Here is a 16,168-nt window from a genome sequence, read left to right as displayed (position 1 = left end):
GAGGAATGCAAGATGAAAATAGGTGTTTTTACAGTATTATTCCAAGATAAGTCATTTGAAGAAATGTTAGATTATGTTGCGGCTGCAGGTGTGACTGCAGTGGAAATCGGAACTGGAGGCAATCCAGGTAATCATTTTTGTGATGTTGATGCATTATTGGCAAGCGAAACGGAACGTGACAGTTTTTTAGCGGCCATCCATAACCGCGGATTAACTATTAGCGCTTTCAGTTGTCATGACAATGGTGTGTCTCCGAATCAAACAGAAGCAGACTTAGCCCATGAGACATTAGTGAAAACTATTAAATTAGCGTCATTGCTCAATGTCCCGGTAGTGAATACATTCTCTGGAGTTCCTGGCTCAGATGATGATGCAAAGCACCCTAATTGGCCAGTAACACCTTGGCCAACTGCATATAGTGATATATACACATGGCAATGGAAAGAGAAATTAATACCTTATTGGAAAGAAGTAGCAGAAATTGCGCAAGCACATGATGTAAAGATAGGTATTGAATTACATGCAGGTTTTTCAGTACATACACCTCATACATTACTCAAATTGCGCGAAGCTACTAATGAGTCTATAGGTGCCAATTTAGACCCGAGTCATTTATGGTGGCAAGGCATTGACCCAGTAGCAGCAATTAAAATTTTAGGTAGAGCAAATGCTATACATCATTTCCATGCTAAAGATACTTATATAGATCAAGATAATGTTAATATGTATGGTTTAACAGATATGCAACCGTATAGTGAAGTGGCAACTCGTGCTTGGACTTTTAGAACTGTAGGTTATGGTCATTCGCCACAAGTTTGGAGTGAGATGATTAGTGCGCTCCGTACTTATGGTTATGATTATGTAATTAGTATTGAACATGAAGATCCGATTATGTCGATAGAAGAAGGTTTTCAAAAAGCAGTTGCTAATTTAACTTCAGTAAACATTAATCAACCTGCTCCAGATTTATGGTGGACATAAAAGAGAATAATATATGATAAACGGCTGGAACATTATTTGTGTTTCAGTCGTTTTAGTTTTTCGTATTGAAAGACTTGAAATTATTATGAGAAAGCGTACAATAATTAAAGTTATGATAACTAAATGCTATCTATCAAGTTGTGTTACTTAAGCATCAATAATGCATCAAGTAACTGTGCGCATTTTATATTATTTAGAAAATGAAAGGTGGGGTGAATGTGCACAATAAGTTTTTAATTTGTGATGACTGCCAAGGCGTTGATTGTAAATCTTTAGAAAACAAGCTGTCAAAATTAGATCCGCAAGCTGAAATAGAAATTGGTTGTCAATCATATTGTGGTCCCGGACGGCGTAAAACATTTGCCTTTATCAATAATAGGCCACTGGCAGCTTTAACTGAAGAAGAATTAATGGAAAAAGTAACGAAGCATTTACAAAAACCACGTGATCCAGAAGAAGAAGAACGATTGAGAAAACGTAACGAAGAACGAAAGCGTCGTAAAGAAGAACAAGATCGTAAGCTTAAAGAAAAATTAGCAAAGAAAAAATAACATACATAGATCAGGCTATATGCACTTTGACCAAAGTGCATATAGTTTTTTTAATATATATATGAAATTATGGATTTTTATAAGAAAAAGTGTGTCAAACTATAGCATTAAATTTGTGAAATGTTATCATAATATTGTGAATATATTATAAAAGAATTTACAATATTAACCGTATGTAAATAATCTAACTATATAAAAGTAGTATGTATTAAAAAAATGTAAACTAATTAAACTATTAATATAAATGGTTACAATGTCTTAAAAAAGGTAATAGTAATCAAAAAAAGGAGATAATAAGTTATGACGGAACAAGTAAGACTTGGAAAATCAGATGTCTATGTATTTCCTGTCGCACTAGGCACGAATGCAGTAGGTGGACATAATTTATATAATGATTTAGATGAAGAACAAGGTAAAGAAGTTGTGAGAACAGCGATTCGAAATGGTATTAATTTATTAGATACTGCGTATATCTATGGCCCTGAACGATCAGAAGAATTAGTTGGTGAGGCATTAAAAGAATTTCCAAGAGATGAATTTGTGATTGCTACCAAGGGTGCACATTATTTCGATGATAATGGCGATGTGCATTTTTCTAATGATCCTAAGTTTTTAAAACAACAAGTAGAGGATAGTCTTAAACGCTTGCAGTTAGATTATATTGACTTATACTACATTCATTTTCCAGATGATGACACAGCTAAAGACGAGGCCGTTGCAGCATTAAAAGAACTGAAAGATGAAGGCAAGATTAAAGCGATAGGCGTATCCAATTTTTCGTTAACACAATTGAAAGAGGCTAATAAAAATGGTGACGTTGATGTTGTGCAAATGGAATATAATTTATTAAATAGAGAGAATGAAAAAGTGCTTGAGTATACTGAAGCAAATCAAATTACTTTTATTCCATACTTCCCATTAGCTTCAGGCATACTTGCAGGTAAGTATAACGAAAATACAACTTTTGATGATTTACGTGCAGAAAATCCAGAGTTTCAAGGTGACAAATTTAAAGAAAACTTAGAAAAAGTCGATAAATTAAGAAGTATTGCAGACAATCATCGTGTTGATGTTGCACACATTGTATTAGCATTTTATTTAACTCGTCCATCACTTGATGTAGTCTTACCAGGTGCTAAACGTGCAGTCCAAGTTGTTGATAACTTAACAACAACAGAAGTTAAGTTAACAGATGATGAAATTGCAGAAATTGATCAAATATTTCCTATATAGAGTAATAGAGTAATAGCCCTAAAGCACTAAGCAAAAAGAATTGTATAGAAGGAGAAACTAATGATTACAGTATTATTTGGAGGGAGTCGTCCAAAAGGGAACACCGCGCAGTTGACGCAATTAGCATTAGAGGGACATGAATATAATTGGATAGATTTAACGACATATCAATTGAATCCTGTCAGAGATTTACGTCATGAAGACACTGAGATTAATCATTATGAAGATGATTATGCAACTATTATTGATCAAGTATTAGCGAGTGACACAGTGATATTTGCTTCACCTATTTATTGGTATAGTGTGTCTGCTTCTATGAAAAGCTTTATTGATCACTGGTCAGAAAGTTTGTTGGACCCGCGTTATGCAGATTTTAAACAACAAATGGCAACTAAAGACTTTAGACTTATTGTTGTTGGGGGTGACTGTCCTCAAGTAAAAGCAAAACCATGTATTGCGCAAATGAAATACAGTTTGGGCTTTTTAGGTGGTCAACTCAATGGTTATATTATCGGTACAGCGGAACGACCAGGTGATATCGAGAAGGACACATATGCCTTCAAAAGAGCACGTGAATGGCAACAAACATTAAAAGATTAAAGACAAATATGGTATATAAATATAATACAGGAATCGATTCAATCGCGATGATATATTGCTTAGAATCGGTTCTTTTCCTATTTAAATCGCTATAATACGTATAGTCGCAAATGCATTGGAATATGTGAAAGGTAGTTAAATAATAAAAGGTCACATGCGATATAGTTTACGTATGGTGACTGATGGAATTATGATATAATATAGCTACTAATTAGCCTATCAAACATAGGGGGACAGCAACATGTACAAAGTAAGAACGGCAACACCATATGATGTTATTGGCATTAGAAATGTAGCAACAAAAGCTTGGTATAACACATATCTGAATATTTATGCAGCTAAAACAGTTAATGAATTGTTAGCTGCTTCATATAATGAAGAGCATTTAAAAAAACGCTTGGAATCACAATTGTTTTTAGTCGTTGAATCTAACGATGAAATTATAGGTTTTGCGAATTTTATTTATGGGACAGAACTTTATTTATCAGCTCACTATGTGACACCAGTGTCACAACATCATGGGTATGGCACTGATTTGTTAGAACAAGGGATTGCCCAGTTTAAAGATCAATATGATGAAATATTTTTAGAAGTTGATAATAAAAATGATGAAGCGATGGCATTTTATAAACATAAAGGCTTTGAAGTAGTTCGGTCGTATGAGCATGTAATGTATGGTGAAACTATGGATTTAGCTTTAATGCGTAAAAAGCTGTAGACGTTTCAGCTATTAGTGAATAGGAGGACTATTTTGACACAATCAACATATGCGACGCAAAAATTACCTGAAGAAAAAGTATTTAAAGATCCGATACATCGCTATATACATGTTAAAGACCAAGTTATTTGGGATTTAATTAAAACTAAAGAATTTCAACGTTTAAGACGCATCAAGCAACTAGGCACATTATATTTATCTTTCCATACTGCAGAACATAGTCGTTTTGGTCATTCATTAGGTGTATATGAAATAGTGCGTCGACTTATTGACGAATCATTTTCAGGTCGTGAAGCATGGAATGATGATGATAGACCATTAGCGTTGTGTGCCGCATTATTACATGATTTAGGTCATGGTCCTTTCTCACATAGCTTTGAAAAAATATTTAATACTGACCACGAAGCTTTTACACAAGCTATTATTACTGGACCAACTGAAGTAAATGAAGTGTTGCAGCGTGTAGCACCGACATTTCCTGAAGAAGTGGCTAATGTGATAAACAAATCGCATAGTAATAAATTAGTCATCTCAATGATATCATCACAAATTGATGCTGATAGAATGGATTATTTGCAAAGAGATGCTTATTTTACTGGTGTATCGTACGGTCAATTTGATATGGAGCGTATTTTACGTTTAATGCGTCCTTCGAAAGAAGAAGTACTTATTAAAGAAAGTGGTATGCATGCAGTAGAAAACTTTATTATGAGTCGTTATCAAATGTATTGGCAAATATATTTTCATCCAGTAAGTCGTGGTGGAGAGGTATTATTGAATAATTGTTTAAAACGTGCAAAGCAACTCTACAACGAAGGATATCAATTTAAAATGTATCCAACTGATTTCGTACCGTTCTTCGAGGAAACGATGACGATAGAACAATATATAGACTTAGACGAAGTAGTCGTCTTGTACTATTTAAAAGCATGGGTACATGAAGCGGATACTATTTTAAGTGATTTAGCTCGACGATTTATTAATCGTGATTTATTTAAGCATATGCCGTTTGATGGTTCAATTATTACCATTACTGAGTTAACAGATTTATTTATTCAGGCAGATATAGACCCTAATTATTATTTCGTAAGTGAATCATTTAGTGATTTACCATATGACTATGATCGACCAGGTTCCAATCGCCAACCTATTCATCTATTGAGACGTAATGGTTCAATTAGAGAAATTAGTAACCAATCGTTAATTATTTCGAGTATTACCGGTATACAAAGAGAGGATTATAAATTATATTATCCGAAAGAATTACTCGTGAATGTAGAAGATGATCAAGTGCGTAATGCGATTATTAGTTTGCTGAACGAATTAAACTAAGTTATTGTGACAGTGAAATATATAATTTAATATGGAAGTTAGAAATGATTGAATGATTTAGAAGGAGGTGTGGTGCTAGTGTCTGAAAATAAAGGATTTAAGTTTAACATTATTAAAAACGATCCATTGGGTGGACATAAAGGTACTAACATAGGTTCTATTAGTTTAGATAACATTGCACCAGTTTTTATAGATGTACAAAATCAAGAAGCTTTTATAGATATTGGTGGTATGCATGCACGTGCTAGTGTTGAAAAGGGTGTTAAGTGGATTAACGATAAAGAAATTGTTGAAGGTGAGGACGCTAAACCATACTGGTTATGTTGGGTAACTACGGAACGTGGTGAAAATGGACCTTATTATGCAGGCGTGACAGCATGTTACTTATTAGTTAATAAAAGCATCCGTCGAGGTTATAAAAGTATGCCAGAACATGTGAATATGATGGATAAATCAATGAAACGAGAAATTATTATTGATCATATAGGCGATACTAATAAAAACATTTTAAAAGCATTTTTAGAGCAACATAATGAGGAAATGTGGCACAATTCGGCTGAGGAATTGCATAAAGCATTGTCAACAGAAGGATAGTTACGAGCAGCGAGGCTGGGACATTTAGTATGTTCCAGCCTTATTACTATGGTGATTAATACAATTAGTGAATATGAACTGTGCATGTTACTATCATATGTAAAATTTTATGCAAATTTGTACTTGCTACTGCTATAGGATAATGCTAATTTCTTACCTGTGATGTAAGGCATAATTATGCTATAATTATGTGTATTATTTTAAAGATTAGGGTGAAATGAACATTGGAAAACAATGTATTTATTCATACAAAGCAAGTTGTCAAACAACACGACGATAAACAAAAATTTTCATTTAAAACAGAAGGTACATGGCAAAAGCGACAAGCAGATTTTATTCGATATAAAGAAACGATAGAAGATGCTACTGTCAATGTAACTGTGAAAATTGAACAAGCTGGCGTGAAAATTATCCGTAAAGGTGATATAAATATGAACCTTCATTTTGTAGAAGGGGAAGATACAATTACATTGTATGAAATTAATGGTGGCCGTATTCCATTAACTGTTCATACACACTCTATTTTACATTTTGTAACTGATGATGGTGGTAAAGTTAAAGTACATTATGATTTGTTACAAGAAGACGAAAAAATGGGCACATATCAATATGAAATAAGTTATAAGGAGAAAAAGCAATGAACATAATCGATAAAGTGAAGCATACATTAGTAGCTGAAATTAAAGCCAGTATTGTAAAAGCTGAACTAACTGAAGCAGCAAATATTCCTGAAATTAAAATAGAAATCCCTAAAGACACAGCAAATGGTGATTATTCGTCAAATATCGCAATGGTTTTAACAAAAATAGCTAAACGAAATCCACGTGATATCGCACAAGCAATCGTCGACAATTTAGATGCGACGAAAGCCAATGTTAAAGAAGTAGCAATTGCTGGTCCAGGTTTTATCAATTTTTATTTAGATAATTCTTATTTGACAGCTGTAATTGCAGAGGCATTGAATAAAGGCGATAAATTTGGAAGTGCTGAATCGCATGATAAAAGCAAAATAATTGTAGAGTATGTTTCTGCTAATCCTACAGGAGATTTACATATCGGACATGCAAGAAATGCTGCTGTAGGCGATACGCTGTCTAACATTTTAGCGGCTGCAGGTTATGATGTAACAAGAGAATATTATATCAATGATGCTGGGAATCAAATTACGAATTTAGCGCGTTCTATTGAAGCACGTTATTTTGAAGCATTAGGAGATACTACGCATACTATGCCAGATGACGGATATCATGGTAAAGATATTATTAATATTGGGCGTACTTTAGCTGAAAAACAACCTGAATTACGCTCATTATCAGATGAAGAACGTGTTAAAACGTTCAGAAAACTTGGTGTAGATTATGAAATGGAAAAATTACGTACTGATTTAGCTGATTTTAATACGCATTTTGATAGTTGGTTTAGTGAAACAACGCTATATGAACAAGGCGAAATTACAGAAGTATTAAATAAAATGAATGAGCTAGGCTACACTTACGAACAAGATGGTGCGACATGGTTAAGAACAACTGATTTTAAAGATGACAAAGATCGTGTACTTATTAAGAAAGATGGAAATTACACATACTTTTTACCAGATATTGCATATCACTTTGATAAAGTTCAACGTGGTAACGATACTTTGATTAATCTTTTTGGTGCAGACCATCACGGTTATATCAATCGTTTAAAAGCTTCACTAGAAACATTTGGTGTTGATAGCGACCGTTTAGAAATTCAAATTATGCAAATGGTACGTTTAATGCAAGATGGAGAAGAAGTGAAAATGAGTAAACGTACTGGTAATGCTATTACGTTACGTGAAATTATGGACGAAGTAGGTGTAGATGCGGCACGTTATTTCTTAACGATGAGAAGTCCAGATACACACTTTGATTTTGATATGGAGTTAGCTAAACAAGAATCTCAAGATAATCCAGTGTACTATGCACAATATGCTCATGCTCGTATTTGTTCTATTTTAAAACAAGCGCAAGAAAGAGGTATCACACCAACGACAGATGCAGATTTTAATTTAATTACGAATGACAAGGCAATAGAATTATTGAAAAAAGTAGCGGAATTTGAACCGACAATTGAAAGTGCGGCGGCACATAGAGCCCCTCATCGCATTACCAACTATATCCAAGATTTAGCAGCACATTTCCATAAATTTTATAATGCTGAAAAAGTGTTAACGGACGATGTTGCTAAAACAACTGCTTTAGTTGCTTTAATAGAAGCGGTAAGAATTACACTACACAATGCATTACATTTAGTAGGTGTCAACGCACCAGAATCAATGTAAGTAATAATTTTTGAAAGAGTCAGTGCATAAACAAAGTGGTGCGAGCGAGTACTATAATGTTAATCAAGCACTGACTCTTATTCAGTCTGATAACTAGTAGGTGGAGACATGTTAGACACAAAAACATTGTATCAAACGTTATATGCACATATGGGTCCACAGGGCTGGTGGCCAGCACAGAGCTCAATTGAAATAATCATAGGTGCTATTTTGGTCCAAAATACCAATTGGAATAATGCCGCGCGTGCGATTGAACAATTGAAAGATGCTACCGACTTACAACCTAAAACCTTGCTTCGACTCACAGATGAGCAATTACAAACATTAATCAGACCGAGTGGCTTTTATAAAAATAAAGCACGAACTCTGCAAACAGTCTTGTCATGGTTTGAGATTTTTAACTTTGATTATCAAGCAATCAAATCACATTATCAACAAGATTTAAGAGCCGTATTACTTGGACATAAAGGGATTGGTGAAGAAACGGCAGATGTGTTATTAGTTTATGTCTTTGGAGAGGTGCAATTTATTCCTGATAGCTATACTCGACGTATTTATTACAAATTAGGCTATCCCAATACGACAAATTATCGTAAGTTTAAACAGCATATTGTATTGCCGTCAGATTTTGAAGTACAAGATGCGAACGAATTTCATGCACTTTTAGATAATTTTGGAAAAGTTTATTTTAATAGTAAGCAACCACATAGATATACATTTTTAGATGAATATTTTATACGTTAAATGACAATTCAATATAACAATTGCAGATTGAATTAAAGTTGAAATAAATTAGGAGAACTAAGTCATGAAAAAATACCAATTATTTGTGGCACTATTTGTAGCTATCATAGTATTAGCTGGATGTGGTCAAAATGAACAACAAAATAGTAAAAATAATGATAAGCAGTCTTATGATCGTATCATTTCACTTATGCCAAGTAATACTGAAATTTTATATGAGTTAGGTTTAGGTAAACAAATTATAGGGGTGTCTACAGTAGATGATTACCCTAAAGACGTAAAAAACAAGCAACAGTTTGATGCTATGAAGTTAAATAAAGAAGCATTAATGAAAGCTAAACCAGATTTAATTTTAGCGCACGAAAGTCAAAAAGGCATGAATGGTAAAGTACTTAGCAGCTTAAAACAAAATGATATAAAAGTTGTTTATGTAAAAGATGCCCAATCAATATCTGAGATGTACGATACTTTTGAAAATATTGGCAAGTTAACAAACAAAGAGCAAGCGGCTAAGAAATTAATAGACGAAACCAAAGGAAATATAAAAAAAGTTGTCGAATCAGTGCCAGACATTAAACAACAACCTAATGTTTTTATGGAAGTATCTTCTGAACCAGAAATTTTTACAGCCGGCAAAAATACATTTTTTAATGATATGCTGACACAGTTGCATGCCAAAAATAGCTTTGCTTCGAAAGAGGGATGGCAAAAGGTAAGTAAAGAAGAAGTCATTAAACAAAATCCTGATGTCATGATAGGTACGATGGGCATTAGCAAGGAAAAATACCAAGAAAGTGTTAAGCAACGCGGTGGCTTTAACCACATTCAGGCCGTTCAATATGATCAAGTAACGACAGTGAATGGTGATGAAATATCAAGACCAGGACCTCGTATTGATGAAGGTTTGAAGGCACTAAGAGATGCGATATATAACTAAATAAAAATCCTTATCGCTAATTTTGACGATAAGGATTTTTTGCATAGAAGTGAATTTATTGTAGTTAGTTTTGTGTGATGATGATATGGTAAAATAAAGAACAAATTTGAGGCGAAAGCGTGGCAAGAAAATGATGCGTAATGGGGCGATATATGTATGGCTCGGCACTCTATTATGTGCCGTGTTAGTCAATCTAAGTTGGGGCATGTGGGGCTTGACGCCTGCGATGCAACATGCAATTTTTGTTGAAGTGCGCTTGCCTAGAGTTTTAGAGGCGCTTTTTGCCGGTATTGGGTTAACAGTTGCAGGACAAATGTTTCAAACTATATTAAATAATCCATTAGCTGACAGTTATACGTTAGGCTTGGCCAGTGGTGCTACTTTTGGTTCAGGATTAGCAGTTGTACTCGGTGCAGGTTTTATTATGCTCCCTCTGTTTTCTATATTATTTAGTTTGATCACATTACTTTTAGTCATTGTGATAACTACAATGATGTCTAAAGGCTACCCTATGAAATCACTTATTTTATCAGGTATTATGATTGGCGCGTTATTTAATGCTTTATTATATATGATGATTTTATTTAATCAAGATAAAATGAATAATATTGTTAATTATATGTTTGGGGGCTTTTCAGCAGCAGAATATAGAGAGGTAATATATATTGCTATAATCTTAATTTGTTGTATTGTGGTGTTATATAGTATGATGCCTAAAATTAAATTATTGCGACTTGGCGACTTACATGCGCAAGGGCTAGGATTGAACGCTCAGCAATTAACGTATGGTGTGCTGTTATTAGCATCAATTATGACAGCGATTATTATTGCCTTTGTAGGAATTATTGGTTTTATTGGTATGGTCATACCACAACTTATTCGTCGTTATTATTTTAAGTATACATTAAGTAAACAACTGACTTTAAACATGTTAATTGGTGGTACTACTATGTTAATCGCAGATGGTGTTGGAGGAATAATTTTACAAACATATCAAATCCCAGCGAGTATCATTATAGCCATTATCGGCATTCCTGTGTTATTTTATTTAATGATAACTCAACCTAAAACATTAAATTAAGTATAAAAAATAGAGAAGAAGGTAGCGTATGGATTTATCAAATATTAAAGCAGTTGTATTTGATTTAGAAGGTACTTTATTAGATAGAAAAAAATCACGAGAAAAATTTATAGAAGAACAATATGAGCGATTTCATGATTATTTAGTCAATATACAGGCAATAGATTTCAAAAATAAATTTATAGCATTAGATGATGACGAAGATCATGATAAACCGGAGTTATACAAAGCGATTATTAAAGATTTTCATGTAGATAGACTGACGTGGAAAGATTTATTTCATGATTTTGAAATGCATTTTTATCGCTATGTATTTCCGTATTACGATACTTTATACACGTTAGAACGACTTAACCAGTATAATTATATTACTGGTGTCATTGCTAACGGTAAATCAAAGATCAAGGAATACCGCCTACACGCCCTTGGAATAGAACACGTCATCAATTATATGTCGACGTCACAAACTGTTGGCGTGCGTAAACCACATCCCAAAATTTTTGAAGATATTTTAGAAAAGTTAGATACTAAACCAGAAGAGACTATGTATGTAGGAGACGATCCATTGAACGACGTCGCACCTGCAAGAGCAATGGGAATGATAAGTGTTTGGTTTAAAGATGAAGATGCAGAGATTGAACCATTACCAGAAGAAGTAGACTTTACGATTACAACATTAGAAGAATTGTTAACAATTTTACCGATGAAGCAGAAAGGACAAAACTGATATGAATTTATTTACTACACAAGACGGCGTTGCACTTAATTACGATACGAGTGGAGAAGGGCATGCTATTGTGATGATTCACACGGCATTAGAAAATTTTACAGTTTTTAAAGAACTGGAAAAACAACTGAGTAGGGACTATCAAATTGTACTTATAGATTTGCGAGGTCATGGGTACTCTGATAAACCTAAACATATTAGCTTTTCGGACTATGGTAGCGACATCAAACAATTATTAGATGCGTTATACATCAAAAGTTGTGCACTTATTGGACATGAAATGGGTGCCTCTGTGAGTGCTGAATTAGCATCAAAATATCCTGAATTAGTGACGTCTGTAACTATGGTGAATCCTACGATGTTAGAAGATAAATCGCCAAGTGAGCGTTTGTATCAAAAATATGCTGAAACAATTCGTAATTGGGATGAAGAAAAACAGCACAAATTTTTAGCGAATCAATTATATTACGATAAGAAAAAAGCACAAAAGGTGTTAAAACAAATGGAAAATACACTGGCTTTTACTACAACAGCGGAACGTCAGTCAGTTGAGGCTTCTTTTAATTTTAATAATATTAGAAACTTTTTAGCTCAAGTTCAAGTACCTGTCCAAATTATAGTTGGACAACATGGTGAACGGACTACAGTAGTTGAAGCTAAAGAAGTAGCAGATTATATTACGAACAGTGAATTTGAAGTTTTCCAACACTCAGGTTTATATCCTTTTATTGAAGAAAAAGAAGCATTTTTAAAAACAGTCAAACCTTTTATCAATCGTTTTGTGTAGAGATATTATAGTATTACACTTATATATATCTTTTATTAGTAATAATTGAAATCATTTTGTAATATCTCTGTTATTTTCGTAACATGTATATTATAATATGGTTAAGCACAAAATAGGTTGAAAAAGGAGAGAGTGCTGATGAAAAAGTTATTTGCTGCTTTATTAGTTTCAGGTCTTACATTATCAGGTTTTAGTGCTACAAATGTTGAGGCAGCTTCAGGTAACTCTATTCAAAGTGTTGAACAATTAGAGCAAGGTGATCAGGAACTCGAAGGTGCAGAATTAGGAGCATCTATCGAAACTGTATTAGAAAATAATAAAAAACCACTATATTCATACAGTCCTGATGGTGATGAACATTATTATGAATTTAAAAAAGATAATGGTGTATTAATTGTCACTGCAGACGGTAAAAAAGGTAAAGGTAAAATTTTACGTGCGTCAATGGTTTATAATGAACCCAATGGACCATCTTTTAATGAAGTGAAAAAAGAAGTAAGTAATAAGGCTTCTGCTCGTGAACATTACAATGATGTTACAGGTAACATAGGTTATATCCAAGACGACAATTTATCATATCAATTTACTACTACATCACCAGATGATAAAGATATTAAATTATATCGTATTGACTTAAGCTAATCGTCAATGTCATACTTAGTGAAAAATAAACCGACAAGTCTATACTTGTCGGTTGTTTTATTGATACAATGTTATTAATACGTCACTGGACACCATATAGCTGAGTTAATATGATAATTGGCATAAAGGTATGTTTAATAAGCACTGTAATAGTAGAAGAGAAAAGGAGACTATAATGAGAGTCAATGACAAAGTATTAGTAGAAAATATCAATGATTATTTTACTCATAAAGGACTTTCTCCTAATTTAATCGATGACATAAAAGAAAAGTTAAAAAAAGATTTTAGAAAATCTGAAGAACAAAATCAAGATTATATTGAGTATAGAGGAAAATCACCAGCTGAAATTATATTGACGATTCAACGTAATTTATTTACTTTACAGTTAAATCCTATTGTATTTTTCATTTTAAATTTTATCGTAATTTCTTATTTATATGATAAACAATATGTACCGTTCCAAGCAGCTTCAGGACTATCTATTTTTTATTGTTTGGTTATTTTACCTATTTCAATTGTGATTTATATTAGGATAAGTCATAAAAACTATTTGTATAGTAATAAATTAGAAATGTATATCGGTCTCGCCATTGCAGCAGTATCATTAGTATTAGTTGTTATCCATGCATTTAATGTTAATTTTAGTATCGTTGCGGTATCAATTTATGCACATCAATTTATTTTCTTTGTAGGTATCATTTTTAGTATTACCGGAATTTATTTCAAACGTTTAGAGTTTACAGGTATAGGTTTGCTGTTATGTCAAAAAACAGTAGATGCTATGATTATGAACCCTGGTATTGCGCAAATTGTATCTATCATTATTTGGATTTTATTACTAATTGTAATTATTTATTACACTATTCGTATTTCTTCCAGAAATTAACATTATAAAATGTACGTTGAAAACAGCAACAAAACATCACGTTTATCGTGGAACTTACAATTAATTTATAGCTCGATTTCAAAGTGAAGTAGCAATCAGATGGAGATGATTGTTGCTTCACTTTTCTTATTATATAAAAAAATCAAGAAAACAATTTGTTCTCAATATGATATTTTTATGAAATTAATAGGGTTCATAATGGAATAACATTTTACATAGTGGGTATATGTTACTTGTAAGGGGAGGTGACCCAAATGAATAAAATATTAGTTAATGATGACAACGAGATAGCTTACACAATTGAGGGTCAAGGAATTCCTGTAATTTTAATCCATGCCTTAGATGGGAATATGGCAGCATTTTGTAATCTAAAAAATGAATTGAAACACAATTATAAAGTAATCACATATGATGTAGTTGGTCATGGATACTCATCAAAACCAACAACTTTTACATTAGATGATCATATTGAAGATTTAAAAATCTTAATGGAACGATTAAATTTATTTGATGCCCATGTGATTGGTCATGACATGGGCGCGATTATTGCTAAAGGTTTTGCAGATCGCTATCAAAATTGTGTCCGCACGTTAACGTTAATTTCATTTGACTATACAAATGGTATTCATGGTCTCAATAAGTTAATGTTTGAACACGAAGAAGAAATAATTGGTTTTGATAAGGAAGAAGCTTTGATTATTTTATTCCCGTATATGTACACTGCCCGTGAGAGCGCCAAAAAGTGGGTACAGAAGCAAAGAATTTATGCACGACAAAAACCTGAATGCAGCGCAACTGCTACACGAGCAATGATGACTTTTCCAACTTTAGATAATGAAGAAATTATGGGAGAGACAACAGTACCCACCTTGATTATTAACGGGAAAAATGATCCGCTCATTAATCATGACTATACGGAAAATTTCGCATCTAATAATCTTAATATCACTGTAAAATTATTCGCTGAATCTGGACATGCTCCACATATTGAGGAACCATTACATTTTTTAACAGCCTTCAATTTGTTTGTGGAATCAGTGAAAGTGTGAGTATGTAGATATTAAGGGGAGTAAATTACACATGGAAATGAATAAGCACAAGTCAACGTTTAAACTGTATTATTAAATACATTAAAAAGAATCTGCAGCACCTTTGGTGTTGCAGATTCTTTTTATGAATATAAAATTAAAATGATTTAGACTTCTTTATTGTCATTAGCTTCTTTAATACGTTTATTAACACGTTCTAATAACTCATTAATTTTATCACGTTGTTTTTTGTTAACTAAAATTAATACAGTTCTTTCATCGTGTTCATTACGTTTTTTATCGAAGTAATCTTCTTGTGATAAATTTTTAACTGCTTTTACCACTTGCGGTTGTTTGTAATTTAAATGATTAATTATATCTTTTAAATAGTACTCTTCACTTTCATGCTCACTGATGTAAGTAAGTACTGCGAATTCTTCAAAGCTCACTGAGAATTCCTTTTTAATAATACCTTTTAATTTGTCTGCATATGTCACCATAGCCAATAACTCGAAACAATCATTTATTTTTGTGATCGCCATCTTTTATATTCCTCCCTGTTTTGCCAGCCCAATCATGATACAAATTAAATTTTATAATTTGTATAACTTTTATCTAAAACGAAAGTTAAACCTACTTTATTATGATAATTTTAGTCTAAATTTATTTGTGTAAAATATATTAAAACCATAATTATTTAGTTTATTATAACTAAATAAAAATAGAAAGTAAACTAAAAACTGTTTAAGAGTGGGCGTAATGATTTATTTTATTAATTCAATTAGTTTATAAGCAAAAATTTAAATATATTTTATTGCTCTAAACTAATTTTTCCCATTACAGTATAATTTAAAACTTAAATTGGCCGATTGGCGAATTTTTTGATTACTTTGTAATATTACTAAGTATTTAATGCATATTTCATTAATTAATGGTTAACATTAATACAAATGCATCGTAGTCTATTTTACCCGTTTTAAATATATTAAAGACATTTTTAGCATAATTTGCTTTTAAATTTA

General features: G+C 32.6%; 18 protein-coding genes. 17 read left to right on the top strand and 1 reads right to left on the bottom strand.

Translation table 11 applies throughout. The features are described from left to right. Window positions 1-12: 12 nt before the first annotated feature. The 17 genes from KA845_RS04810 to KA845_RS04730 all read left to right on the top strand — a co-directional run bounded on the left by KA845_RS04810 (window position 13) and on the right by KA845_RS04730 (window position 15,167). Complete coding sequence (locus KA845_RS04810; protein WP_002510789.1) at window positions 13-981, top strand: sugar phosphate isomerase/epimerase family protein; 969 nt, start codon at window positions 13-15, stop codon at window positions 979-981. 218 nt (window positions 982-1,199) lie between these two features. Continuing rightward, entirely contained in the window at window positions 1,200-1,532 is a 333-nt protein-coding gene (locus tag KA845_RS04805; RefSeq protein WP_002510790.1) for a YuzB family protein, read from the top strand. 300 nt (window positions 1,533-1,832) lie between these two features. After that, on the top strand, window positions 1,833-2,765 hold the full coding sequence (locus tag KA845_RS04800; protein ID WP_210127810.1) for an aldo/keto reductase: 933 nt from the start codon (window positions 1,833-1,835) through the stop codon (window positions 2,763-2,765). Window positions 2,766-2,825: 60 nt separating this feature from the next. Beyond that, on the top strand, window positions 2,826-3,365 hold the full coding sequence (locus KA845_RS04795) for a flavodoxin family protein (RefSeq protein ID WP_002510792.1): 540 nt from the start codon (window positions 2,826-2,828) through the stop codon (window positions 3,363-3,365). Window positions 3,366-3,606: 241 nt separating this feature from the next. Beyond that, window positions 3,607-4,083, top strand: coding sequence for a GNAT family N-acetyltransferase (locus KA845_RS04790; protein WP_002510793.1), 477 nt, complete (start codon window positions 3,607-3,609; stop codon window positions 4,081-4,083). 33 nt (window positions 4,084-4,116) lie between these two features. Next, window positions 4,117-5,415, top strand: a complete 1,299-nt coding sequence (locus KA845_RS04785; RefSeq protein ID WP_002510794.1) for an HD domain-containing protein — start codon at window positions 4,117-4,119, stop codon at window positions 5,413-5,415. A gap of 69 nt (window positions 5,416-5,484) precedes the next feature. Beyond that, the gene (locus KA845_RS04780; RefSeq protein WP_172606435.1) at window positions 5,485-6,009 is read left to right on the top strand and encodes a YwhD family protein; all 525 of its coding nucleotides are present in this window, start codon (window positions 5,485-5,487) and stop codon (window positions 6,007-6,009) included. A gap of 224 nt (window positions 6,010-6,233) precedes the next feature. After that, entirely contained in the window at window positions 6,234-6,650 is a 417-nt protein-coding gene (locus tag KA845_RS04775; RefSeq protein WP_021459197.1) for a YwiB family protein, read from the top strand. Further along, window positions 6,647-8,314, top strand: a complete 1,668-nt coding sequence (gene argS / locus KA845_RS04770; protein WP_210127809.1) for an arginine--tRNA ligase — start codon at window positions 6,647-6,649, stop codon at window positions 8,312-8,314. Before KA845_RS04775 ends, argS begins: the two co-directional genes overlap by 4 nt. Window positions 8,315-8,422: 108 nt before the next feature. Continuing rightward, a complete protein-coding gene (locus tag KA845_RS04765) occupies window positions 8,423-9,058 on the top strand; it encodes an endonuclease III domain-containing protein (protein WP_002510798.1) in 636 nt (211 codons plus the stop codon). A gap of 64 nt (window positions 9,059-9,122) precedes the next feature. Beyond that, window positions 9,123-9,995: an ABC transporter substrate-binding protein gene (locus KA845_RS04760; protein WP_210127808.1), complete on the top strand. Its 873-nt coding sequence runs from the start codon at window positions 9,123-9,125 to the stop codon at window positions 9,993-9,995. Between the two features lie 130 nt (window positions 9,996-10,125). Beyond that, window positions 10,126-11,076: a FecCD family ABC transporter permease gene (locus KA845_RS04755; protein ID WP_002510800.1), complete on the top strand. Its 951-nt coding sequence runs from the start codon at window positions 10,126-10,128 to the stop codon at window positions 11,074-11,076. 28 nt (window positions 11,077-11,104) lie between these two features. Next, on the top strand, window positions 11,105-11,803 hold the full coding sequence (locus KA845_RS04750) for an HAD family hydrolase (protein ID WP_103388028.1): 699 nt from the start codon (window positions 11,105-11,107) through the stop codon (window positions 11,801-11,803). 1 nt (window position 11,804) lies between these two features. Further along, a complete protein-coding gene (locus tag KA845_RS04745; RefSeq protein ID WP_002510802.1) occupies window positions 11,805-12,590 on the top strand; it encodes an alpha/beta fold hydrolase in 786 nt (261 codons plus the stop codon). Between the two features lie 138 nt (window positions 12,591-12,728). Further along, window positions 12,729-13,232 carry an SA0570 family protein gene (locus KA845_RS04740; RefSeq protein WP_002510803.1) on the top strand — a complete coding sequence of 168 codons (504 nt, stop codon included), beginning with the start codon at window positions 12,729-12,731 and terminating at the stop codon, window positions 13,230-13,232. A gap of 175 nt (window positions 13,233-13,407) precedes the next feature. Further along, window positions 13,408-14,118 carry a hypothetical protein gene (locus KA845_RS04735; RefSeq protein WP_103388029.1) on the top strand — a complete coding sequence of 237 codons (711 nt, stop codon included), beginning with the start codon at window positions 13,408-13,410 and terminating at the stop codon, window positions 14,116-14,118. A gap of 254 nt (window positions 14,119-14,372) precedes the next feature. After that, entirely contained in the window at window positions 14,373-15,167 is a 795-nt protein-coding gene (locus KA845_RS04730) for an alpha/beta fold hydrolase (RefSeq protein WP_002510804.1), read from the top strand. A 146-nt stretch (window positions 15,168-15,313) separates the two neighbouring features. Here the strand turns inward: KA845_RS04730 and sarA are convergent, their stop codons facing one another. After that, complete coding sequence (sarA, locus tag KA845_RS04725) at window positions 15,314-15,688, bottom strand: global transcriptional regulator SarA (protein ID WP_002510805.1); 375 nt, start codon at window positions 15,686-15,688, stop codon at window positions 15,314-15,316. Window positions 15,689-16,168 lie beyond the last annotated feature (480 nt).

Source organism: Staphylococcus sp. GDX8P114P-2, from assembly GCF_017892945.1.
Classification (GTDB): Bacteria; Bacillota; Bacilli; order Staphylococcales; family Staphylococcaceae; genus Staphylococcus; species Staphylococcus arlettae.
Note: the sequence above shows the minus strand (reverse complement) of the source record. Positions and strands in the feature narration are given on the sequence as shown.